Source organism: Deltaproteobacteria bacterium, from assembly GCA_016931625.1.
Classification (GTDB): domain Bacteria; phylum Myxococcota; class XYA12-FULL-58-9; order XYA12-FULL-58-9; family JAFGEK01; genus JAFGEK01.
This window is the reverse complement of record JAFGEK010000031.1, coordinates 1-23,252: the sequence shown is the minus strand read 5'-3', so window position 1 is coordinate 23,252 and position 23,252 is coordinate 1. Positions and strand designations below refer to the sequence as shown.

The following is a 23,252-nucleotide window of genomic DNA, read 5'->3' as shown; positions in this document are numbered from 1 at the left end:
TCTTACCAAACAATAGACTCTAAAAGTCAAATTTTCTCGGTATTTTTCAAAACACGATATTCTTGGGCACCATAGGGCAAAGAAGTATCTTTTTGCCCAGGGAATGCGAGCAACTCCAAATGACCCATAACTGCATCAGAACGAGCTAAAAACGGCTTTGTATGAATGCCGGTATCCATGCGGATGGCATCTTCAGGGCATGCTTCTACACAGAGACCGCAATAGATACAACGCAACATATCAATAGTGAAAGAGGTAGGATATTTTTCGATTTTAGGATCTTTTGCTTCACCAGCAACAATATGAATGCAATAGGCTGGGCAAGCTGTGGCGCATAAATAGCAAGCCACACAACGAGTGGAGCCGTTATCACGCCGTAAAAGACGGTGCTGGCCACGAAAACGCTCTGGGTAGTTAAGCTTCTGCTCTGGATAGCGAACAGTTTGCAGTGGGCGAGTTTTATGGTTGCCAAATAAGTTATGAAAAAGATGTTTTAAAGTTACACCTAAACCGCGAAAAACTTCAGGTAGATAGAGGCGCTCGTATGCTGACATCTTAGTGCGTTCACGAACTTTTATGATCATCGCCTCATCCTTTTTATATGTAAGTTATACCTGATTTTGATTAGGGTTATTAAAAGAAGTTGTCGCTGTTAAGGTAGCACGACGTGGCCCGATGATTACCAATATAATAAAAATAATAGTTAGACCCATGCCAAAATAGGCTGCCAATTTATAAGTAGGATCAATCCATACTAAACCAGCGGTAATAAAAATATTAGCTAAGGCAATAGGAAGTATATTTTTCCAACCCAAACGCATTAACTGATCATAACGAAAGCGTGGTAGAGTCCAGCGAATTTGCAATTGCAAAGCAGATAATAAAAATACTTTAACACCAAATATTATCATTCCTAGGATAGCAGCCAAGAAACTATTTATTTGAAGGTTAATGATAATTGGCAAATGCCAACCACCAAAAAATAAAGTAGTAAAAACCGCAGAGAGTACTACGATTTCAAGATACTCACCAAGCATAAACATGCCAAAAGCCATTGAGGAGTATTCAACAAAATAACCGATAATCTCGCTTTCACCTTCTGGCAAATCAAATGGCAGACGTTTGCTTTCGGCTATGGCGGCAATAAAAAAGAATACCGCGCCTAATGGTTGTACAAAAACACCCCAAGTAGGTAAGCTAGTGAATAAGGGTTGTTGTTGCGCGGCTACTATTTGCGAAAGTTCTGCAGTGCCAAAGATGATAAATATTCCAACAATGGTTAGACCCAAAGTAATTTCGTAAGATATTGCTTGAGCAACAGCACGCAGACCACCAAGTAACGCATAACGATTATTTGAAGCCCAACCAGCTAAAATTATCCCATAAATACTAAGTGAGCTGATAGCAAAAACCAGCAGCAAGCCGGTATCAACACGCGCGATTTGTAAGGTGATATTGCTATATTCAGGAAAATTTGTCAAAAGCCATGTACCTATTATAGGGATATCGATACATTTAATATCTGGACCAAAAGGTACCAAAGCCATGATTATTAGACTGATTGCAAAAGGAATTAATGGTGCTAGTTTGAAAAATATTTTATCAGCCTTTGCAGGGATAAAGGGCTCTTTAAAAAACATTTTTATTGCATCAGCCACTATGTGAATTAGTCCCCACAAAGTAAAGCGGTGATTAAATATAGTTATACCTGCACGGGTTGGGCCGACACGATCTTGAATGTAGGCGCTTTGACGGCGTTCCATCCAAGTAAGAATTGCTGCCAATGGTAATAAAAATAAAAACTCGATAATAATTAATTTAATAAGGGTTGTAATAATCAAAAAAGCCATTACCATGCCTTTTCAAGCCAGTTCAACGCCAACAGATGGAATGTTTGCTAGGTTAATCTTAGCAAATGCGGTAATTTGTTGGGTGATTTGGTCGCGAATAGTTTCTATTGAATTTAGATTAAAATTAGCGCCCAGACAGGTAGCGATATTTATCAACCAGTTATAACTTGGTTGACTGTCACCTTCACCTGTAAAAGCAGGAGTCAAGCATTGAGCACGTAGATCAGCATTAACCCACACACCATCAAGTGAAGGCCATGCTAAAATCGGTAACGTTACTGAGGCTACTTCAGAAAGAGGTCCACGGGCAGAAGTCAGATGTATAATATTCGTATTTGCTTTTGCCGCAGTTTTTGCAACTACTTCGGCATTATCACCTTCATGACCTAAAACTATTAAAGTTTTTATGCTGTTGTTAGTTATGGCGTTTAATAATTCATTATTGTCAAATATAGTTACACCAAGCTCTTTAATTATAATCATAATCCCAGCGCGGTTTGGGTTTTTATCGGCAAGGCGTAAAAAAGAATCCTGAGTGCCCAAGTTATATTCAAGTAAGGCTATTTTAGTGACGCCAAAAACATCTCTCAGTAAACGGATAAATACATAAGCCTCTTCGCAAGTAGCATGTAATGACAACATGGCGCCTAAGTGCGGGGGAACGGCATTTGGTTTTGCTAAAATATCGACTGCACGTTGTTTAGCTTTATTACAATCACTCACAGTAGGTTCGGGAGTAGATGAAGATTTAATAAGGGCGTGAGCGAGTCGTTGGTTTGTTTGTGAATAAGCAAGTCGTCCTTCGTCACAAAGCCATGATTGATTAACCGCTTCATTTTCGCGAGGTATAAAACGATAAATATTGCCGGCGCGTTGATCAATATAAATGTTACAACCACGGGCACAATGATTGCAGATACTAGCAGAGCGTTTTAGGTTCCAAACGCGTTGCTTAAAGCGAAATACTGTGGAGGTTAGGGCGCCTACCGGACAAATATCAACAGTATTTAATGAGTATGGATGGTCTAATGGTTGTCCTGAAAAAATATCTATTTCTGAATGGTCACCACGGTTGAAAATGCCTAGTTGTCGCATTCCTGCTATTTCTTCCATAAAGCGTACGCAGAGAGTACACATAATGCAACGCTCAGCATTATAAATAATATAAGGACCGAGGCGATTATGGCGAGGCTTGTTAACTTTCGCATCTTGCATACGGCTTTGGGTTTTATCCCATTGCATATAGTAATCTTGCAGTTTACATTCGCCAGCTTGGTCACAAATAGGGCAATCAATGGGGTGATTAATTAAAATAAATTCATGTACTGCTTGTTGTGTGGCTTTAACTTTCTGACTCTTAGTATTAACTATCATGCCATCTTGGCATTCTGTCTGGCAGGCTGGCACTAATTTGGGGCAACTTTCAACTTCAACCAAACACATACGACAGTTGGCTGCTACTGAGAGGCGAGGGTGCCAACAATAGTAAGGTATCTCGATATTATTACGTTCGGCTGCACGAATAATAGTTTCGCCTTTCTCAAATTCAATTCGCTCGCCATCTATAGTTAAGTAAGGCATGATAAAGTTTATACTCCTGAAGTTCTCTTAAAATTAGCGATCACATTCGCCACCAATCATATTTATTGAACCAAAAATAGGTACAACATCAGCAAGGTTGGCATTTTTTAATAGAACTTCATCAAGAGCAGCCATGATAACAAAGCACGGTGAACGTAAACGGCACTTATAAGGATAACCGCTTCCATCAGAAACGAGATAGAAACCTAATTCACCATTAGCCCCTTCACTATAACTATAAACTTCACCAGCTGGTACTTGTGCACCATCAATGATTACTTTGAAGTGGTGCATCAAGCCTTCAATGGTAGTGTAGACGCGATCTTTGGTTGGTAAGACACAATAATGCTCGTTAAGAATATAATCGCCATTAGGGATTTGGGTTAAAGCCTGATTTATTATTTTGCGACTTTGTCGTAACTCTTCAAGCCTAACTAAAAAGCGGTCATAAACATCGCCTTGGCTACCTATAGGGATATCAAACTCAAAATTATTATATACATAATAAGGATGTACTTTGCGCAAATCGTGGGCAAAACCGGTAGCGCGTAAAAAAGGTCCAGTGATACCAAAAGCAATAGCATCAGCTGATGAGATTTGTCCTACGCCCGCAGTACGATCGATGAAAATACGATTATGAGTTAATAGTTTGTCGCTATCATCTATCAGTTTAAATACTTTTTTAAATGCTACTTGAATATGTTTATCAAAATCGACAGGTAAATCTAATGCTACTCCACCAATCCGAGCATAGTTAACGGTCACCCGAGCGCCAGTTAGTTCTTCGATAAGGTCATAAATATATTCACGACCTTCAATAAAATAAAGATAAGCTGTAAAGCCACCGAGTTCCATGCTCATTGCGGCTAAGCAAGTCAGATGGTCACTAATACGAGATAATTCGCTAGCAATCACACGAATATATTGCGCGCGTATAGGTATTTCTATGTTGAGTAATTTTTCTACCGCCGCAGTAAAGCCAAAATTGTTTATCAGTGGAGAAACATAATTAAGACGATCAGTATAAGGTAAGCATTGAGCCCAGCGTACACTTTCACATTCTTTTTCAAAGGCGCGATGAAGAAAACCAACTTCGGTATTGCTTTTAATAATGGTCTCACCATCAAGCTCAACTTTAATACGTATGGTGCCATGCATCGCCGGATGCGATGGGCCAATATTAAGTTCCATCGGGTGGGTATTAAATTCTGGTGCGATATCAGTCATGGGCGGTATTGGTTGCTATTTAAAATTTAGGGTTGGTTAATTTCTTCACGAGGTATATTACGTTCAGTCGGTACTTCTTGAACTTCACGTAAGGGTACCAAAGGTTGCTGTCTGTCAATAGGATAGTCCTTGCGCAATGGATTACCAATAAATTCATCATACATTAATATACGTTGCAAATTTGGGTGTCCGACAAAATGAATTCCGTACATGTCAAAACATTCTCGCTCATGCCAATTCATTCCACGCCAAATATTACTTAGTGAGGGCACATTGGTATCTTCAGCAGATACTTGAACTTTAATGCATAAACGATGGTGATGCTTAGTTGAATATAAACGCCAAAGTACATCAAAGCGTGGTTCGCGTTTGCCTAACCAATCAATAGCAGTACAATCTATTGGCATATCAAAGGCAAGTTCTTTATCATCTCTTAAAAATACCGCCACTTCGGGCAGGCTACTGCGATTGATAATAACAGTCTCGTTTCCGCATGGGGAATTATGGTCGAAGACATCATTTGCAAAATGTTGCTGTAGTTTTTCTATAACTAGTAGTGCCATAATCGTCTTTCAAATATTAAAGTTAAAAATATTATTGTTGCCTAAACATGTCAGTTAGAGCATGACTCTACCTTTTTCTTTTTGAATTTTGTGTTGCAGCATAATGAGACCGTCTAAAACCTGTTCAGGTCTTGGCGGGCATCCTGGTATATAAATATCAACAGGAATAACCTTATCAGCACCTTGTACGGTACTATAATTATCGTAAAAACCGCCGGTAGATGCACAGACTCCAAAAGCAATTACCCATTTGGGTTCTAGCATTTGTTCATAAACGCGAAGCAAAATTGGCGCTTGCTTGTGCGAGATGGTACCGACAATCCATAAAAGATCCGCTTGTCGCGGTGAAAAGCGTGGGAATTCTGCACCAAAGCGTCCAATATCATAACGAGGACTCCAAACGGACATAAACTCCATGCCGCAGCAGGCAGTAACAAACGGATAGGCAAATAGTGAGTATTCTCGTCCCCAATTAACTACTTTTTGGGCATGGCTTTCGATATTACCTCGCAACCATTTAATAGTGTCGTCAAGGCGGGCAACTAACACTTGATTATGTAGTAATTTATTCTCTGACATGCAGTTACTTTAAGCACGCAATCGATTTTGTACAAGTTGTTATTTATGCACCCCACTCAAGTGCGCCTTTACGCCACGCATAGATTAAAGCGACTAGCATTACCGCTACAAAACTCAGCATTGCAAAAAAAGCCACGCTTGCAGAAATAGGGCTATTGTTTTTAATTGCGTCGGAAAAAGCAATTGCCCACGGATAAATAAATATGGCTTCGATATCAAAAACTAAAAACAAAATACCTACTAAGAAATATTTAATATTAACGCGTTCACGGGCATCACCACTTGCGGGATTACCACATTCAAAGTTTTCTGATTTAATAGGTGAAGCTCTACGTGGTCCCAAGAAAACTCCAAGCCAAGCTATTATAGTCACTAAACCTAGAGCAAAAACGATAGCAATTAGCAGGGGTAAAAATGAGGTGAGCATAAAGCAGTTTGTAGCATATGGTGTCCCGGATTTGCAGTAACAATTAAGTTATTTTGTGGATTTTGAATTTTTCGCAGAGTGTTTTTTAGAAATAAGTGGGTATTTTTCGGGATTGGTAATAGAATCGAGATTCAAATCGATGTCGAGCTTAGGCCAATATAAATGATTAAAACGAAATTCTATTAATTGTATATTTTTAATCGAGGCATTTTGAAACCAAGGAAAATTTTTATAATCGAGCATATATTCTTGCTTGCAAATAGATAACCATAACGCATGTGGTGTAAGCCCAAGTACTTCTATTTTAGGTGAAGTGTTTTTGCCAGGCGAAGACGATTTGGTCATGATATTTCTCCACTGCTTGTTGCATTTGTTTTAACTCACGTGCAGTTAAGCCACTATGCGTTGCTAAGGCTAAAATTGGTTTAAGCCAAAATTTGGCTTCAACATTAACTGAACTCACATGAACATGCATCGTTCTTCTTCGCGAGAAAAGAAGAACCCACGGAATTTTGCAGTGCGAAAGACAGTAAGTAACATAGATAATATTGCTATCAAATATGATTATTTAGTACAACATCTCCTTTAGCAAAGAGGCTTGTGAAAAAATAATGCAACACATTGAAAGTTTTAAATGTACCACTAAATAGTTAATGTACTATTATGATTTAATGCAACTCTTTTTATTTCGTGACCATGATAAGTCACCATCTTCTGTTGCAATAAAAAAGCCAAAGGTAAAAGAAGACGACAAACTCATTAATGAAAATTTAAAACATATTCGCTGTCGCCATTGTGAAAATATTATTTCGGATACCAATGCATTATTTTCAATGCGCCAAGGTCGTACAAGTTTGGTGTTTGCCAATCCGGCTGGTGTGTTATTTGAAATACTGACCCTTAATTTTGCGCAAAATCTTGACATTGTTGGTATGCCAACTGGCGAATTTTCTTGGTTTCCTAATTATGCATGGCAAATTGTGATCTGTAACAGTTGTTTAAGCCATCTTGGTTGGTGCTATAGTACTCTTGTTGGCGAAGAACCGTCAGTTTTTTACGGACTTATACTGGCTGAGCTTATAATAACTTGAAGATTGTGATAGCTGACCTATGTTGTTGTAAATATATAACCTTTTTATCAGTTTGCTTGACCAACTGAGTACTAACAACTAGGTACCAAAACTATGTCAGCTTCTAAACGCGCCTTTTGGCGCAAATTTATTCCGACTAAGAACGACCGCGAAATCAACCGCCTTTCTAGTCGTTTAAATAACATCAATTCATTTGAACAGCGGCTAAAAGCTTTACCAGATGATAAATTACGCGCCAAGACTAATGAAATGCGCGAGCGTTATCAACTAGCATATACTGAGCTAGGTGGTGATCCCAAGGTTCGTATTAGCGAGGGCAGCAAAGACGAGTTAAAAACCGACCGTCAACGTATCGATAAAGCTCTCGATTTAATTTTAGATGAGGCTTTTGCAGTAGTGCGTGAAGCTGGGCGTCGTGCTTTAAGTATGCGCCACTTTGATGTGCAACTTATCGGCGGTATGGCTTTGCACGAAGGCAAAATTGCTGAAATGAAAACCGGTGAAGGTAAAACCTTAGTCGCAACTTTACCGGTGTATTTAAATGCGTTGGCGGGTCGTGGTGTACATGTAGTAACGGTTAACGAATATTTGGCCACCCGTGATGCTGACTGGATGGGCCAAATTTATCGCTTTTTAGGTTTAGATGTAGGCGTTATTGTTCACAACCTTACCGATCAGCAACGTCAAGCAGCATATAATGCTGACATTACTTACGGTACTAATAGTGAGTTTGGTTTTGATTATTTGCGCGATAACATGAAATTGTTTTTGCGCGACTATGTACAGCGCGGGCAACATTTTGCCATTGTTGATGAAGTAGACTCAATTCTTATCGACGAAGCACGAACTCCACTAATTATTAGCGGTCCGGCTGAAGAATCAACCGACCGTTATGTGCGTATCAACGCAATTATTCCGGGGTTACGACGTGAGCATGATTATACAATTGATGAAAAAGCGCGCACCGTAGTTTTAACTGAAGAAGGTGTGCATACCGTTGAGCAGCGTCTAGCTCTTAGCAATCTTTACGAACCTGATAACATTGAAATATTACACCATGTTAACCAAGCATTGCGGGCGCATACTCTTTATCGTCGCGATGTTGACTATTTGCTTGAAGATAGCCAGGTGAAAATCATCGATGAATTTACGGGTCGTGTTCTTGATGGTCGCCGCTGGTCTGATGGTTTACATCAAGCAGTCGAAGCTAAAGAAGGTGTTAAGATCGAGAACGAAAATCAAACTCTCGCCACCGTATCATACCAAAATTATTTTCGTATGTATGCCAAACTTGGTGGTATGACTGGTACAGCTGAAACTGAAGCTGAAGAGTTTGCTAAAATTTATGATCTCGACGTAGTGGTGATTCCGACCAACATGCCAATGGTACGTGCTGATAACCATGATGTTATTTATCGCACCGAGCCTGAAAAATTTGATGCTATCGTTGAATCGATTAAAGATTTACATAATAACGGGCAACCAGTTTTGGTTGGTACAATCAGTGTAGAAAAGAGTGAAGTACTAGCGAAACGTTTAAAGCGTATTAACGTTCCGCATAACGTACTTAACGCAAAATATCACACTCAAGAAGCTTCGATTATTGCCCAAGCTGGCCGCAGGGGCGCTGTGACTATTGCTACCAATATGGCTGGTCGTGGTACTGACATTTTGCTCGGTGGCAATCCTGATTTTCTGACACGTGCTGAAGTTGGTCCACAGCCTGATCTCGAAAATGATGGTCCTGACCAACTGACTAAATGGCAAGAGCTTTACCAAAAATCATTTGATAAATATCGCACTCAATGTGCGCAAGAGAAACAAGAGGTATTAAACGCAGGCGGTCTACATATTCTTGGTACCGAGCGCCATGAATCACGACGCATTGATAATCAGCTTCGTGGTCGTGCTGGTCGTCAAGGTGATCCGGGCAGCTCACGTTTTTATTTATCACTTGAAGACGACCTTATGCGTATCTTCGGTGGAGATCGTTTAAAAATATTGATGGAACGCTTTGGTATGAAACCGGGCGAAGTGATTGAGCATCCATGGGTTAACAAGTCGATTGAGAGTGCGCAAAAGCGAGTTGAAGGTCAGAACTTTGATATTCGTAAACACTTGCTCGAATACGATGATGTTATGAACGAGCAACGGCAAACCATCTATAAATTGCGGCGCCGCGTGCTTGGTGCCGATATTGATCAAACTGCTGAAATGGTACTCGACCTAGTTGAAGATTCGATTATCGCTATGGTTGAGCGAATTACCGGTGAGAAAAAACATCCTGAAGACTGGGACACCAAATCACTTGAAGAAATGGTGCGTGAGCAGTTTGGTGTAGAAGTTGATCTCTCGCAACTGCAAGATCTTACCACCGAAGAACTTGAAAATAGAATTTATGACGTAGTAGTAGCGATGCTCAAAGAGCACGAAGAACGATATTCACGCGAAGCATTTTATCATGTTGCTCGTATTATCTATTTGCAGACTATTGATAGTTTATGGAAAGACCATCTGCGTGAAATGGATCAACTTCGTGATGGTGTTTCGCTTCGCGGCTATGCGCAAAAAGACCCCAAACAAGAATACAAAAAAGAGGGCTTCAATCTTTTTGCTGCTATGCATGGGGCAATTACCGGTGATGTCCTAACAAAAATCAGCCGTATTGTTATTACCCAAGAAACCGAAGATGATTATGACAAACGTCTTGAAGCACAACGTGAAAAACAACGCCGCTTAATGCAATTAGGGCAATCAGCAGCTCGTAGTACCGCAACTGGTGGTGGCAAACGCGCGGCAATGGCTGGTCGTATGGGAGCGCCTGCTAAACAAGAGACGGTCCGTCGCGCTACCCCTAAAGTCGGGCCTAATGAACCATGTCCTTGTGGTTCAGGCAAAAAATACAAAAAGTGTCATATGCTTAGTGATCAGCGAACGTCAGGGTGATGCTTTTTTTTGATTTATCGGACGCCCACGTTGCGGTTTTGTAAATTTGCGTTTACGTAGCAGCGCCCCCAGGTTAGTTTCTAAAGCCTCGGCTAATATCAAAAGTGTTGTTATCGTCGGATTACTTTTAGCAAGTTCTACGTTTTGAATTTGATTGATATGTAAACGAGTTCGGTAGGCAAGTTCTTCTTGGGTTATTTGAAGCGCATCACGGCGTAGACGAATATTTGCTGCGATAGATTCTAATACTAAGCGAATTTGCGATTGCTGCATTCATATTAGGTACTCTGAGATAATTTTATTTAATAACACAATATAATGTGGTAAATGAAATTTACTTCATTTTTACTCGAATTGCTTGAATATTAAAAAGAAGGTAATGGTGAAATGTCTAGTGATTATCGAGAGATAACCTCAGTTACAGAGAGAATGGATGAAATTGGTAATTTTTTAGATGCGGCGTATTTTATTATTTGTGCTTTGTGTGAAGGTAAATATATCGATCAAAATAATCCATCTTTAACAACAGAAACTCTAAGAACTTTAATTGGTTACTGTTTACGTGAGTTACGTAATCTTGCGGATTTATTAGATAAAATCAAACCATTATAACTTATTAATAGATTTATGATTGATTATCGCATTTTGCGATAATATGATATGTATATCATGTTGTCATATTTGATTACTAGTTTAGTACGCCAAAAATTACTGCGAATGCTATGGCTTGAAAATAATACAGGCAGTGTTCGCAATTTAGCACAGAAAGCTAATTTAAGTTTTGCAGCGGTTCACAAAGAATTAGAAGCAATGCATACCGTCGGTTTAGCTTTGGTTGAGAGAGTGGGAAATAGTTTGATATATCGCAGCAACACTGCACATCCCTCTGCTAAGTTATTACTCTCATTGCTATCTATCAATGAGACACCAAATACGAGTAAAAATGATGACACTGTTCGTAAATGGCTTAAAGCTATTGGTGCTCCATTAGCTGTGAGTGCTGCGACAAAATTACCGGTTATCTCAGAAATAATTAGTGAAGCACTAATATTGGCTCATCATGATGCTGTTGTAGCCCGTGTGCTTCCTTTTGTTTTGTATTGCAATCGAAAAGAAGATTTCGCAGCAATTATAAAATCGACAGCGCAGCGCAATGAGTTACAGGCATTAGGCATGTTTTTGCAGATGGCTGGTGAACTCAGAGGTGATAAATCTTTCGCTAATATTGCATTACAGTTGCGTGATAGACGTTATAAGCGTTTACGTCCTTTTTTTTATTTACAAGAAGGGCGCTATGCTACAACAATAGCTAAGCGCAACACACCAAAGCTTGTCAGTCAGTGGGGGTATTTTATGAATATGGGTCTAGATAGTTTTGCGGCAATTTTTGACAAACATACAGTTTCATGAAGCGTTATGTTGCACAAGAACTTAATCGTTTTTTACTAGCTATCGATGATGCTTTATTAAAACCAATTACAGTTATTGTAATTGGTGGATCGGCGGCAACTATTGCTTATGGTGTCGATTATGCCACACAAGATATCGACACGTGGAATAAAATACAAAATGAACTGCAAATTGCTATAGAACGGGCGAGTACTGCTACAAATCTGCATATTCCGGTTACGCAAAGTGCGATTGCTGACGCACCATATGATTTTGAGACACGTCTTATCCGTGTATTGCCCGAATTAAAACGTTTAGTTGTACTTGTTCCTGAGCAACATGATCTAGTATTAATGAAAATAGTTAGATGCTATGAGCATGACCTGCAGACAATTGAAGCGATACATCAAAGAAATCCATTATATTTATCAGTACTTTTAGAACGTTATGAGAATGAAATGGGCGCAGCTATTATTGACCCAAAACGTTTGCTTACTAACTTTTTAGTAATGGTTGAAAGAATTTTCCCGCAAGAATTACCCAAAGTTGAGCAGCGTTTGCTAAAATAAAAAAATTAAAATACAATATTGAATTACGTTAGTAAGTAGCTAGTAATTAATGCTACAACTTTTGATTTAAACGTCGGCTTAATTAAGAAAGGAGCGCAACGTTGCATACTATCGATTCACTGCGTGTGCGTGGCCTTGGGGTTATTGACGAACTCGATCTTTCATTTAAGCCTGGCTTTAATATTATTGTTGGGGCTAATGCTGTTGGCAAAACTTCTCTTCTGCGCAGTATTATTTTTTCAGTTGTAGTTGACGGCTTTAATGAGGTGCGCTGGCAACCAACAACGTCTGAGGTTTCGATTGTAATCGTAGATGCCAATAATAATAAAATTCGAGTAGGTGCAGGCCCAGGTACAATTATATCTTCACAATATCGTGATAATAAAGTTAAAAGCTGGCATCCTCCAAGTAGGGTTGCTGACGACCCTACTGAATATTTTATATGTGAACTTCATTTAATTAATGTATCTCCAAAAACAGCAAATGCCGCAAAAGCAAAAGAATCGTTTCAAGTTTTAAAATTAAATCGAGATGAGCTAATACGTAATCGTGCAGAAACTACTATTGGTATTTCATCAACTTGGCAGGCAATAAATGAATCTGCCATAAAACTAGAAAATATCGATGGAGTTAATAATCCTCAAAGCCTCGCTCTTGATTTGCAAGAAGCTCTTGAATCTATGACCAGGCTTTGTAATCCAGAATCACAATATTCTTTTTTTGCTTATTCCTTTTGCCATAAACATACAGATGATTGGCAAAAAGTAAACAATTTGCTTGCGAAATATGGTTTAGATGAAGTGCCTCTACCTTAATTTGTTACTCTAAGCTCAAACAACTCTTTATTAGCCATCACCCAATATACGCACTTGCTCATAAAGATTAGCTGTTTGCCCTTCCCAATAATTCTCGCGGCCAAATTGCGCAAAGGTGTTTTTAAATGATGCGTGGTTATGATAGCTTAAGTATTAAGTGTTAATGAATAGGGAGATTGGTTAATATTGTATAGATTTTATTGGGCAATCGCTTCCCTCATTCAATTTTATCACTGAAGCGATGATAGTGAGAACGGCACTTAGTGCGCCTGCAAGTTCAGTGTAGTCACTTGCTTTCACCTATGCGATGTTTGTTTTTTGGAGTGCCTGCTTTATATTTATTGACACTTGCAGTTGCGCATGATGATACAAAAGTTCAAAGATACATATGACAGATTAGCGAAATAAAAAATGAATAAATAGAATAAATATAGGTGTCGATATTCTGATTGAAATATTGAGAATAGGATGCCGTAATTTAGTGAGAGGAAAGACGTATATGAAAACTATATTGTATATAAAGAAAAAATTAGCGCCAGGGCTGATGTTGGTGTTTTTTTGCATAAGTATGGTATTTGCTGCTGACGTTGCGTCGACCTCAGCTAAAAAAAATAGTGAGACTTTGCCTGCTGTAGTTCAAACTAGCTGTTTTGAGGCTACGTATAACAATGAGTATCTAAAAGAGCATCCATGGCAAAAATTCGACCGCATATATATGCAACTGACAGCAGCCACTTTAGAAAACCACTACTCATTTCAAATTCGCCGGGCAGATTTTGGCAACCATGCAGCCCTTGTTCAAGGCACTTGCGAAAAAGCAGGAAACAACCTTAGCTGCCATTATGACAAAGAAATAATAAATGAATCACACCCTAAGAAAATAAACGGAATAGAAAATATTAGTGATAAGAAAAACCATGGGATCATGCAGCTTAAACCTTTGGTTCGCGGTATTGAGATTGCTGTTTCAGTAAGCGACGACTTTTGGGTGAATACCAGCACGAAGCTACTTGGTGACTCATCCACAGCGAAGTTGTTAACCCTCGAACTAACCCAGATAGCAGACAGAGACTGCCAGCGCTTAGTTGCGGCTTTTGCAAAACCAGCGACGCAGTTTGACGAGGCTGCATGTTCGCTGCAAGATCCACGTCTTTGTTACGCCATCTTTGTTTTCAAATACAATGGTAGTTTGGGTGGTTCGCAAGATATAAGACCAACCGCACGACGTTATGCCGAGACCGCTTGCAATGGTGGCTCTGGGTCTGCGTGTTTTAAATTAGCTAGCGAATTTTATTACTCAGATCATGAACGCTACGACTATTTTATTAAAGCCTGTGACCTCGGTAATCTTGTATCTTGTTCGATGTTGTCAAATCGATACGTTCGTCCTGTTTGGGGTATTGGGTTTAAAGAACCATCCACGGATGAGCAAAAGCAAGCATGGGGTAAAAAAGCTTGCGACGGTGGCAGTATGAAGGGCTGCTTCAAATATTGGCAGTGGCTAGAAGAAGAAGAGAGCGACCCGCTTTTTAAAAAGGCCTGCGATGACGGGTGGAGTGAGGCTTGCGGTTCTGTGGTAGAGCGCCTCATAACCAAGCGACGGTATAGTGAGGCTGCTAAAATCTGGGAGCATCATTGCGGGATCTATAATCCTAATGAAACACAAGAATGTTTTTTTGCAACGCATCCCGAAGAGGTACTAACTTTCAGTTGCGCCAGAGGTAACAACCCTGATGCTTGTGCTGACTTAAGTCTATGGTTTAAGGCGCGCGGGCAAAAAAAGAATGCCGCACGTTATCGCAAACAAGCCTGCACCGAGCTTAATCTGCGACCTTGTACATTCGAGTCATTTGAACCATTGCCCGAATTCACGAAACTGCATTAGTGAGGCAATAAAATGTCTGATAGTTTCTCTTTTAATTTGCTTGGCTACAGCCAAGATGAACTCTACGATCACCTGCGCGGTGTATACGAGCGCGCTCGGCGTTGCTTTCATCGCGAGAGTGATCCCGACTACGATTTTCAAGTAGCCGAGGGGCGTATTAATCTTATTGGAGTGCGTGGTTTTTTGGCTAAAACTCTCGAGCCGAGCAGCCGCAATACTAATACCTTTTGGGATGACACTCTTTTTGTCATCTTTATTAATGGAGGTAATAAAAAGGTCATTCACCTCCAGCTCTCTACAGAACATCGAAGTAAACCAGGGAAATCCTCTCTGATGATGCCAGGGATGTATAAATATCGCTTAGGACAGCATAAACGGGGTGATATTATAGTAAAACAGGTCGACGAGAATAATAATTTTATTAAAACTGCCCCAGACGAGGTTGTTGCACGTCCATTTATTTCGATAGAACGTTACGGTTTTGGAAATATGCCAGGAGCACCACCACCTCCCAAAAGCTATATTTTTGCAGGTCAAGTCGACCAGTACGGTATTGCTAATAGCAACTCAGGCAATCCTGCTAATTCAACCTCAAATGACGAACCTAAACGCAAAACCATAAAACGAGAAACTTGGGCTTATCGCGCGCTCAATCCCTGTCTTGATTCTGGGAATAAAAGCCAAATTGTTGAATCAGATAACAGTCTTACGCGTTCACCAGGCGAGAAGTTCTCTTTTGGAAAAACTCTTAATATTCATTATGGTGGAAAGGAGGTGATAGGCCCTCAAAAGTTCTCAGAGGGTTGCCAAGTTATTTATAACTGGGAAAGATATTGTACGTTTATCCGACAGCTCGAAAAAGATGGTAGCATTGACGGTACTGAAGATAATCTGATTGAACCAACAGACAATACTACCCCAAAACGTCCGGTTATTTATACTCTGGTCGAAGGCTATTTTTTAAAGCCTGCTGCCATTGGCTATCCAGTATTTGGTGAAACCGCGGCTAGTTTGTTTGCTGCGACTGAGGCAAGCACAAGAGGGCTGTTTCCTATTGGCGACAACGGTTTCTGGCATGGGGGTGTTCACCTCAAACCAAAATTCAACACTTCTATTCGCGCTATAGCCGATGGTGAGGTAGTCGCCTATCGGCTTGATAAAGAGGCCAAGGCCGTTACCATCCAAGGAATTGAGCACAAGTTTGCTACCGGTTTTGTGTTAATGCGTCATCGCTTTAAGACTCCCAATGGTGCTACTATCGCGTTTTATTCTCACTATATGCATTTGCTGCCTTTTGACTTATATAAAGGTAACGAACAAGGGCCAAGTTTTATCGCCAAAACCAAATTTAAAGTGGCCACTACTGTTGATGGTAAGGGACTGCTTATTCACTCAGCTACTAACTTTAAAGATAAGTTGGCCGTGGTGCCAAAGGGCGCAATTCTCGAGATAGATATGACTAAAACCCCACCTGATAAGTATTGTTCTAATGCCAAGAATTTTAGACAAGCAACTTGGCGAGGAAAAGAAGGCTTTTTAGATATCGGCACAACGACAAATGCAAATGTCCGCAAGTGGCTTCAAGGCCCCAATGAATATCAATGCATCAAGGCTAAAGACGCCACATTATCTGCTGATGCGCGAGGGCTTGCGGTCTATAAAAACAAAATTCCTGAAAGCAAGATGGAAAAAAATGTACCTGAGCTGGTGCAGATTGCACCTAAAGATAGCGAGCTTGAATTCGACCTACCATCATTGGTCGCTATAGACGGACAGCCCATACCTGGTTGGAGTCAGCTTACAGATGGAAATTGGGTCTTGGTGACCAAGACGAACATTTCATGCGCCATTACGATTGAGCCCGAAAAACTTGATGAGGTAGTTGTGCTCAATCCACCACTGGCTATCGCAGCTGGATCGATTGTTGGCTACCCAGGTCAATACGATAATGCTGATTCTATAGTGCATGTCGAAATTTTAACCAATAATGTTGATTTTTTAAAAAATCCCAAAAGTGATGTGGGCGGCAACAAAACCCTACAAATTCCAGCAGGCACCGCATTTAAGGACCATAAACTAGTAGAAGTAACGATGACTGATGTGAACTTGGGTCCCGGATGCAAAATGCAAATTAGTGAAGTGCTCGATGGATTTGCCAAAGTGCAGTGTACTGAACTTATCGGTTGGCTTAAAGTGTCAGATCTTTCTGGGATCAAAATTAATCCTAAGACCAAGAAGCACAAGTTGTATAAGAAGAATCGAACATTTAAAACAGCCGTTGCTCTTTCGAGCCTGGCGCATCAAAACCCAGCTACTAGCACCGCTACTGCAGCCTCGTGCTCGGTCACGATTGCTGCTGACACCAAGGTGATACTCGCTCAAAATATGCAAGAAAGCGATGGAGACTATTGCCAAGTAACATTAGCAACCCCAGCAAGTGAAACTAATTTACTCACGGGTTGGGTTGCAAAAGCGGTCACCGGAGAAATAAACCACGGTTCTTTTATACTAAAGGCAGCACTTTTACAGCTCGCTGACAAGCACCCGAGATCGTACGTTTTTAAAAATGAGCTTGGCAAAAACAGTAAAGTTTTGCTGGTAGATGTTCCCAATGCCAGTGATGACGCTGATGAATTAATAAAACAGATCGACACTAATCGGGATAATCTGATCAGTGATGAAGAATATAAACAAAGCATGGTGCTCTTTAGAACGCTTTGCTGTTTGAACCCAAGCGAATGGGAGCCGCCCAAAGACAAGTATAAACGAGTGCTCGGACCACCCTGGAACCTGTCAAATGATGACTATCAAAAGGTTGTCGGGCAAGTTGAAAAGCTTGCTTGGTGGACGGGGTTGCCAGCAGATCTGAAAAAAGAACTTGAAACCACAAGTGGCAGTTCATTGTGTTGGCATCTACATCCCATTGGTTTTTTGCAGCAGTTAGAGCGATTAGCTCAAGCAGGTTTGGTAGTCGCTGGCACCTCGTGTCCGTTTACATGGTGCATGGATGAAGACCGCCTTACGGATAAAAAACTTGCTCACGATAAGCCGTGTATGTAGTAGGGTGGTCTTAATTTTCCCCCAATATCCTCACCTGCTCATAAAGATCAGCTACCTGCGCTTCCCAATAATTCTCGCTGCCAAATTGCGGAAATGCCAATTTAAAAGCCGGATCGCTTGAGCGGTTTTGAATCCAACCGGCATAACGCAAATAACGCAGACCCCGTAAGGCTTCGACCATATTAAGTAGCCTAACATCAAAAGCGCGAAATTGTTCATAGCCACGCACTATTGCCGCTACTTCTTCAGGGCAATCACCGAGGCGCGCTGGTAGTATCAGCCAAAGGTCTTGGGCGGCGGGACCACGAGCCATATCGTCAAAATCTAAAACAATAAAACTATCGCGATCGCGCAATAAATTACCGCGATGAAAATCGGCGTGAATGGGATTGAGTGGTACGCTATCAAATAACTGTTCAGCTTTTGATATCAGCATTGTTGCAGCATCGTTATAGCGACGCTCTATTGAAAGAGATAGTTGCCCCTGTGCAATAATTATACTTAATGCATCTTTACCATAGGTTACCGGAGTTAACTCAGGACGATTAGATAACCCAAGACGTGCTCCGATATTATGAATACGACCAATAAGCCGGCCAACCTGCTCATATTCAATAAGACTAAATTCATCGGGAGCTCGCCCACCCAAGCGTGGGAATAAAGCAAAATGAATACCCTCATCACTAGTATGTAAAGTTGTGCCGTCTGGAAAAGTTACTGGGGCGGCAACAGGTATCTCTTCATCTTTAAGCGCCAGTAGCATTTTATGTTCGTCAAGAATTGTTGATTTTGCCCATCTGCCCGGGCGATAGAATTTTGCGATTAAGCGCGATTCATCTTCAAGCTCTATGTCATAAACACGATTTTCAAGGCTATTAAGAGCATAGCATAAACCAGTAGTACGACGACCTGCTTGCTCAACAGCAGCTAAAACACGATCAAAGGTCAAATTAAAAAAGCTAGAAAGTTCATTCACAGTACTGACCATATAACGTCTTCATAAAATAAGTGCGAGTGGTCAGGTGAAAAAGAAATCTATTGGTATCAATTTAATACCGCTAAGCTACCAAAGCCAACTCAATACCATCAGATTCATTTTGTAATTGCAGGCGCCATATGGATAAGGTTTCATCGCCAAGTGGTCCAGTTTTTGATTCTAGCAAAGCATCTATTTGAGCAATCGCAGAATTGACCACTTGTGAACGCAAAGTAAGGTCATTACATGCTGACGAGCCAAGATCTGCCAAATCGCGCATCAAGCTACAAGCATGATACATAGCTTCATCTTCAATATGATATTCAATGCTATTCATTATCCGTAGTCCTTCTAAAAGGATTCTCGGTATTTTTTGGTAATCGTTGCGTGACTTCATAATTTTAGTAAAATTATATATAAAATTGGTGGTTGTAAAATTATTGGAAATCGTTAAGTGTATTTAGGGACACCCCCTAATTTAGTACAGCTATTTTCTCGGTAATTAGTAATTAAACATGACTAATAGGTTTGCTGTTATTTATTTGGATAAGACTGTTTGCCGGCTTTAAATACACTAGTGATTACCGGTTTATAGATATATAAAATGGTTTTGTAAGGAGGCACTTGGATTTCAAACATGCCATTGGCGGCATTTTCTTTTAGGATTTTTCCTGAAAAAACCTGCCCATTTTTAAGTAAAATTTGATCGTCGTAACCTTTTTCACGAATCGCAGTTTCTGAGCGTTCAATGTCATCGACTTGATCACGACCAATAGCTCTAAGTTCACTATATTTTTGCACAACGTAAAATGCTGAGTTTTCAGCCACAATTACCGCAAGCACAGTTTGGCCATTTTTCAGCTTGATTTTGTCAAGATCAGGTCGAGGACACTCTGGGCAAGCTTCTTTTACTACTGCAAATGGTTTAAATTCTTGAGCATTAGCAACATTAGATAACAAAAGTTGGCAAATAAAGATAAAAGCAAGACATCGGCCCAAACTCGACATATTACCTCCTTAGGGTATTTTTAAATAATTGCACAGTTGCAGTATTATCCTTTGTTTAGTATCGCGTTTGCTTCATCAATAAGTCAATTCTGTAATCGACGGTTCTTTTGCAATTAATTATTATACTATGTAGTGCTTCTTAGTGCGAATACTATAAAAAAGTGGTGTTACTATAAAAAAGTGGCAGATAATAGCTAAACCAGTTCTTACCCATAGGGGTAGCAGAAAATTAAAGGTGGCGTTTTTTGACTAATCACTCGCGTCCAAAACTTATTGTAGCACCGCCTTTTATAGGTCAACGTTCACGACGAGGGCTAATTAGTTCTTTTGTGCATGCCTACAATGGTCTAATGCACACAGTTATTCATCAACGTAATATGAAAATCCATCTTACTGCTGCTGCTATGGTTAGTTTAGTTGGTAGCGGTATGCCGCTTGGTCTTGCTGAAAAAGTAACCCTTATTTTTTGTGTATTGTTGGTTTTTTTTGCAGAAATTCTCAATAGTGCACTTGAGCAATTAGTCGATTTAGCAACTGAAGAACTTCATCCAAATGCTGGCTTAGCAAAAGACGCTGCCGCGGCGGGGGTACTTGTACTATCAATTGGCACCATGGTGATTTTTACTGCAATTATATTTCATAATTTTGAATCCATTTTAACTGTCGGTAGTGGAATTTTTCGCCAAGCAATACTGGGTGTTCCTTTGACGGTTTTAATGTTGATATTAGTTTATGGAGGTAGACGCCCAGTATGGGTTGATGCCCTGATATTTACTTCTACTTTAGTATTATGGGTTGCCATAACAATTAACACTTATAGCACAGTATTTAGTGCAATGACTTTGGGTTTAATATTTATATGTGCCAGCGCGTCATGGCGTCGCCGACAACAAACAATGGCTTAGATCAATTTAAGCGAAAAACTGCTCTAACTTGAGATTTGTTACCGTAAGCCATCTATGTCATATGACTAAAGTTATGAATTTATTATCAGGACTTTGTGGTTTGATCGTTGGGGTAGCAAATTCTCGTAGCCTTGCTTGTGCTATCGCGCAAGCGGCTCACCATGCCGGAGCTGAAATTGCGCTTAGCTATCAAAATGATAGATTTTCTAAGCATGTGCATAAAATAGGTAAAGAACTTAATGCCGCTTTTGTTAGTGCCTGCGATGTAAATAATGATGAAGAGATAGCGGCGCTTGGTGAGCAAGTAGAAAAACAATGGGGACGACTTGATTTTTTAGTGCATGCAGTGGCCTTCGCCAAACGCGAAGAGCTATCAGGTGATTTTTTAGCTACCAGTCGTGATGGTTTTCGTCTTGCCCTTGATACTTCGGTCTATTCTTTAGTTGGGTTAACACGGTGTCTCACACCAATGTTGAAGTTGGGCGTTGGGGCACCAAGTGTGTTGACTTTGAGCTACTTAGGTGGAGAGCGCGCTGTACCTAATTACAATGTTATGGGGGTAGCGAAAGCAGCTCTTGAAGCCGCGGTGCGTTATTTGGCGTGTGATCTTGGGCCATATGGAATTCGCGTCAATGCACTAAGTCCAGGGCCAGTACGCACTTTATCTGCTGCCGGGGTCAGTGGTTTGCGTGATTTAATGGGATTTATCGAACATGCTGCTCCTTTGCGACGTAATATCGATGCCCAAGATGTTGGAGATGCTGCAGTTTTTGCCTTGTCGAGTTTGTCGCGTGGTGTTACCGCCGAAGTCATTCATGTTGATGGTGGCTATAGCAAAACAGGAGTTCCACCATTTACTATTTAAGGACCACGCATGAACGAAAACACAATTGCAATATTGCCCTTGCACCCACGTTTTGATGAATTAGCTTTAGGGCCACGTCGTATGAGTGAGCATGCCGCTGGCTATGATATTGCTGCAGCTTTAGATGAGCCAGTAACTCTTGCTCCTGGTGATCGAGCTTTAATTCCATGTGGTTTTGCAATGGCACTACCCCCTGATTACGAAGCGCAAGTTAGGCCACGTAGCGGGTTAGCAATAAAACATGGCATTACTTTGTTAAACTCACCTGGCACTATCGATGCTGATTATCGTGGTGAGGTAAGAGTAATTGTTATCAATCATGGCAGTGAACCATTTGTAATTTCTGGCGGTGAACGTGTGGCTCAAATAGTCATAGCCAAGGTAAATACTCTTAATGTTAAGACAGTTAATAAATTGCCAGAAAGTATCCGTGGTGGTGATGGATTTGGTTCTACGGGGCGATAAGTGTGAGGTTGAGGTTAAAGTAATTCGACTTGACCTGCTCCCGGTCAACATGCGAGGAGCAATAAGTCAAAAGTTTACGGCAAGAAAGGGAGACTAATGTCAAAATGGACATTTAGCTGTTGGTCATGTCAGCAACCAACCGAAATGGAAGACAAGGTTAAACGTAACGACGAGTGCCCACACTGTGGATCAGATATGCATTCATGTAAAAATTGCCAATATTACGATCCAGGTTCACATAATGAATGCAAAGAAACCATTGCTGAATATGTGCCCGATAAGTCGCGTGCTAATTTTTGTGGAATGTTTAAAGCATATGAAGGCGAGCGTGAAGCGCCTGTAGATATAACTGCCGCTAAAGCAAAGCTCGAAGCTTTATTTAAAAAGTAAAATTTTAATGCTAACCACGTGCGTGTACTAAAACTTTACTGCAGGCAGGAAAGAGAACTTCAATTTTAGAATCACTTAATATACGCGTTACTATACCTAAGCCAAATGTTGGATGATTAATAAATTCACCTTCTTTAAATGTTTTAGCTGGTCGGTATTTTGGGGCGCCTGAAATATTGTGTCCTTTAATTAGTTCATCGTATTGGTAACGAGTAGCACCAATACCAACACCTGCACCGCCAATTTTGCGAGTGTTTTTGGTTGAACGTTCACGAGACGAACTAGCAGTAGGACTTTTAGCGGTAGCTTTTGCTTTGTATGCATGTTCGCTTTGGCAGGTTTTGCACTGAACACGTTTTACTTCATTGCTGATCATGGCGACGATAATATGTGCCAGCTCAAGTCGGCATTTAGAACAATATGCGTCAATGTCACCACCAGTTTTAAATGTCGTCATAAATAGTCTCCAACTGTACTATGGGGCGCCCTATTGACTGAAATTAGGTGGCAACGCAAGAGGGTATTTGTAGCTTTATTTGTCAAAAATTTATTGGAGTTTTATGACAATATTAAAAAGGTAATGAGGCATATAGAATAATGAATTGGTTTTTTGATTTACAATTTTAACAAAGATAAATCACTTAATAGTGACAGTTTTTAT

The 23,252-nt window shown here is 40.4% G+C and carries 25 protein-coding genes and 1 pseudogene; 12 read left to right on the top strand and 14 right to left on the bottom strand.

The genetic code is table 11. The annotated features are described in order from the left end of the window. Positions 1-26: 26 nt before the first annotated feature. The 9 genes and pseudogenes from JW841_02845 to JW841_02805 form a co-directional block, all read right to left on the bottom strand. Complete coding sequence (locus JW841_02845) at positions 27-584, bottom strand: NADH-quinone oxidoreductase subunit I (GenBank protein MBN1959861.1); 558 nt, start codon at positions 582-584, stop codon at positions 27-29. Between the two features lie 24 nt (positions 585-608). Beyond that, the gene (locus JW841_02840) at positions 609-1,850 is read right to left on the bottom strand and encodes an NADH-quinone oxidoreductase subunit H (protein MBN1959860.1); all 1,242 of its coding nucleotides are present in this window, start codon (positions 1,848-1,850) and stop codon (positions 609-611) included. A 12-nt stretch (positions 1,851-1,862) separates the two neighbouring features. Next, complete coding sequence (locus tag JW841_02835) at positions 1,863-3,431, bottom strand: (2Fe-2S)-binding protein (GenBank protein MBN1959859.1); 1,569 nt, start codon at positions 3,429-3,431, stop codon at positions 1,863-1,865. A gap of 33 nt (positions 3,432-3,464) precedes the next feature. Further along, on the bottom strand, positions 3,465-4,658 hold the full coding sequence (locus tag JW841_02830; protein ID MBN1959858.1) for an NADH-quinone oxidoreductase subunit D: 1,194 nt from the start codon (positions 4,656-4,658) through the stop codon (positions 3,465-3,467). A 26-nt stretch (positions 4,659-4,684) separates the two neighbouring features. Continuing rightward, complete coding sequence (locus JW841_02825) at positions 4,685-5,221, bottom strand: NADH-quinone oxidoreductase subunit C (GenBank protein ID MBN1959857.1); 537 nt, start codon at positions 5,219-5,221, stop codon at positions 4,685-4,687. A gap of 54 nt (positions 5,222-5,275) precedes the next feature. Beyond that, on the bottom strand, positions 5,276-5,800 hold the full coding sequence (gene nuoB / locus JW841_02820; GenBank protein ID MBN1959856.1) for an NADH-quinone oxidoreductase subunit NuoB: 525 nt from the start codon (positions 5,798-5,800) through the stop codon (positions 5,276-5,278). Between the two features lie 43 nt (positions 5,801-5,843). Beyond that, complete coding sequence (locus JW841_02815) at positions 5,844-6,227, bottom strand: NADH-quinone oxidoreductase subunit A (GenBank protein ID MBN1959855.1); 384 nt, start codon at positions 6,225-6,227, stop codon at positions 5,844-5,846. A 48-nt stretch (positions 6,228-6,275) separates the two neighbouring features. Next, a complete protein-coding gene (locus JW841_02810) occupies positions 6,276-6,572 on the bottom strand; it encodes a DUF2442 domain-containing protein (GenBank protein MBN1959854.1) in 297 nt (98 codons plus the stop codon). Continuing rightward, positions 6,532-6,767: pseudogene (locus JW841_02805) on the bottom strand (DUF4160 domain-containing protein). The gene JW841_02810 and the pseudogene JW841_02805 overlap by 41 nt, the downstream one beginning before the upstream one ends. Positions 6,768-6,898: 131 nt before the next feature. On the opposite strand from JW841_02805, the gene JW841_02800 reads away from it, so the two are divergent. Together JW841_02800 and secA are read left to right on the top strand one after the other, a co-directional pair. After that, a complete protein-coding gene (locus tag JW841_02800) occupies positions 6,899-7,318 on the top strand; it encodes a hypothetical protein (GenBank protein ID MBN1959853.1) in 420 nt (139 codons plus the stop codon). Positions 7,319-7,411: 93 nt separating this feature from the next. Continuing rightward, complete coding sequence (secA, locus tag JW841_02795) at positions 7,412-10,264, top strand: preprotein translocase subunit SecA (protein MBN1959852.1); 2,853 nt, start codon at positions 7,412-7,414, stop codon at positions 10,262-10,264. Here secA and JW841_02790 read toward each other — a convergent pair. Further along, positions 10,256-10,537 (bottom strand): helix-turn-helix transcriptional regulator, encoded by a 282-nt coding sequence (locus JW841_02790; GenBank protein MBN1959851.1) that lies wholly within the window; start codon positions 10,535-10,537, stop codon positions 10,256-10,258. The genes secA and JW841_02790 overlap by 9 nt on opposite strands. A 114-nt stretch (positions 10,538-10,651) precedes the next feature. Between JW841_02790 and JW841_02785 the strand changes: the two genes are divergently transcribed. The 6 genes from JW841_02785 (at position 10,652) to JW841_02760 (ending at position 17,982) form a co-directional block, all read left to right on the top strand. Then, the gene (locus JW841_02785) at positions 10,652-10,876 is read left to right on the top strand and encodes a hypothetical protein (protein ID MBN1959850.1); all 225 of its coding nucleotides are present in this window, start codon (positions 10,652-10,654) and stop codon (positions 10,874-10,876) included. 69 nt (positions 10,877-10,945) lie between these two features. Then, positions 10,946-11,674, top strand: a complete 729-nt coding sequence (locus tag JW841_02780; protein MBN1959849.1) for a hypothetical protein — start codon at positions 10,946-10,948, stop codon at positions 11,672-11,674. After that, positions 11,671-12,222 carry a hypothetical protein gene (locus tag JW841_02775; protein ID MBN1959848.1) on the top strand — a complete coding sequence of 184 codons (552 nt, stop codon included), beginning with the start codon at positions 11,671-11,673 and terminating at the stop codon, positions 12,220-12,222. The genes JW841_02780 and JW841_02775 overlap by 4 nt, the downstream gene beginning before the upstream one ends. 101 nt (positions 12,223-12,323) lie before the next feature. Further along, entirely contained in the window at positions 12,324-13,037 is a 714-nt protein-coding gene (locus tag JW841_02770; GenBank protein ID MBN1959847.1) for an AAA family ATPase, read from the top strand. 499 nt (positions 13,038-13,536) lie between these two features. Then, positions 13,537-14,922 (top strand): sel1 repeat family protein, encoded by a 1,386-nt coding sequence (locus JW841_02765; protein ID MBN1959846.1) that lies wholly within the window; start codon positions 13,537-13,539, stop codon positions 14,920-14,922. A 12-nt stretch (positions 14,923-14,934) separates the two neighbouring features. Then, the gene (locus tag JW841_02760; protein MBN1959845.1) at positions 14,935-17,982 is read left to right on the top strand and encodes an EF-hand domain-containing protein; all 3,048 of its coding nucleotides are present in this window, start codon (positions 14,935-14,937) and stop codon (positions 17,980-17,982) included. A 10-nt stretch (positions 17,983-17,992) separates the two neighbouring features. Here JW841_02760 and JW841_02755 read toward each other — a convergent pair whose 3' ends face one another. The 3 genes from JW841_02755 to JW841_02745 form a co-directional block, all read right to left on the bottom strand. Next, complete coding sequence (locus JW841_02755; protein MBN1959844.1) at positions 17,993-18,958, bottom strand: serine/threonine protein kinase; 966 nt, start codon at positions 18,956-18,958, stop codon at positions 17,993-17,995. 82 nt (positions 18,959-19,040) lie between these two features. Next, positions 19,041-19,295, bottom strand: coding sequence for a hypothetical protein (locus JW841_02750; protein ID MBN1959843.1), 255 nt, complete (start codon positions 19,293-19,295; stop codon positions 19,041-19,043). Positions 19,296-19,492: 197 nt separating this feature from the next. Further along, a complete protein-coding gene (locus tag JW841_02745; protein ID MBN1959842.1) occupies positions 19,493-19,966 on the bottom strand; it encodes a hypothetical protein in 474 nt (157 codons plus the stop codon). Positions 19,967-20,316: 350 nt separating this feature from the next. Here JW841_02745 and JW841_02740 point away from each other — a divergent pair, with 350 nt between their 5' ends. The 4 genes from JW841_02740 (at position 20,317) to JW841_02725 (ending at position 22,591) form a co-directional block, all read left to right on the top strand. After that, entirely contained in the window at positions 20,317-20,871 is a 555-nt protein-coding gene (locus tag JW841_02740; protein MBN1959841.1) for a diacylglycerol kinase family protein, read from the top strand. Between the two features lie 73 nt (positions 20,872-20,944). Beyond that, positions 20,945-21,736, top strand: a complete 792-nt coding sequence (locus tag JW841_02735) for an enoyl-ACP reductase (protein ID MBN1959840.1) — start codon at positions 20,945-20,947, stop codon at positions 21,734-21,736. A gap of 9 nt (positions 21,737-21,745) precedes the next feature. Further along, positions 21,746-22,201 (top strand): dUTP diphosphatase, encoded by a 456-nt coding sequence (gene dut / locus JW841_02730; protein ID MBN1959839.1) that lies wholly within the window; start codon positions 21,746-21,748, stop codon positions 22,199-22,201. Between the two features lie 96 nt (positions 22,202-22,297). Next, positions 22,298-22,591 carry a hypothetical protein gene (locus JW841_02725; protein MBN1959838.1) on the top strand — a complete coding sequence of 98 codons (294 nt, stop codon included), beginning with the start codon at positions 22,298-22,300 and terminating at the stop codon, positions 22,589-22,591. A gap of 10 nt (positions 22,592-22,601) precedes the next feature. Here the strand turns inward: JW841_02725 and JW841_02720 are convergent, their stop codons facing one another. Further along, a complete protein-coding gene (locus tag JW841_02720) occupies positions 22,602-23,048 on the bottom strand; it encodes a hypothetical protein (protein MBN1959837.1) in 447 nt (148 codons plus the stop codon). Positions 23,049-23,252: the final 204 nt, after the last annotated feature.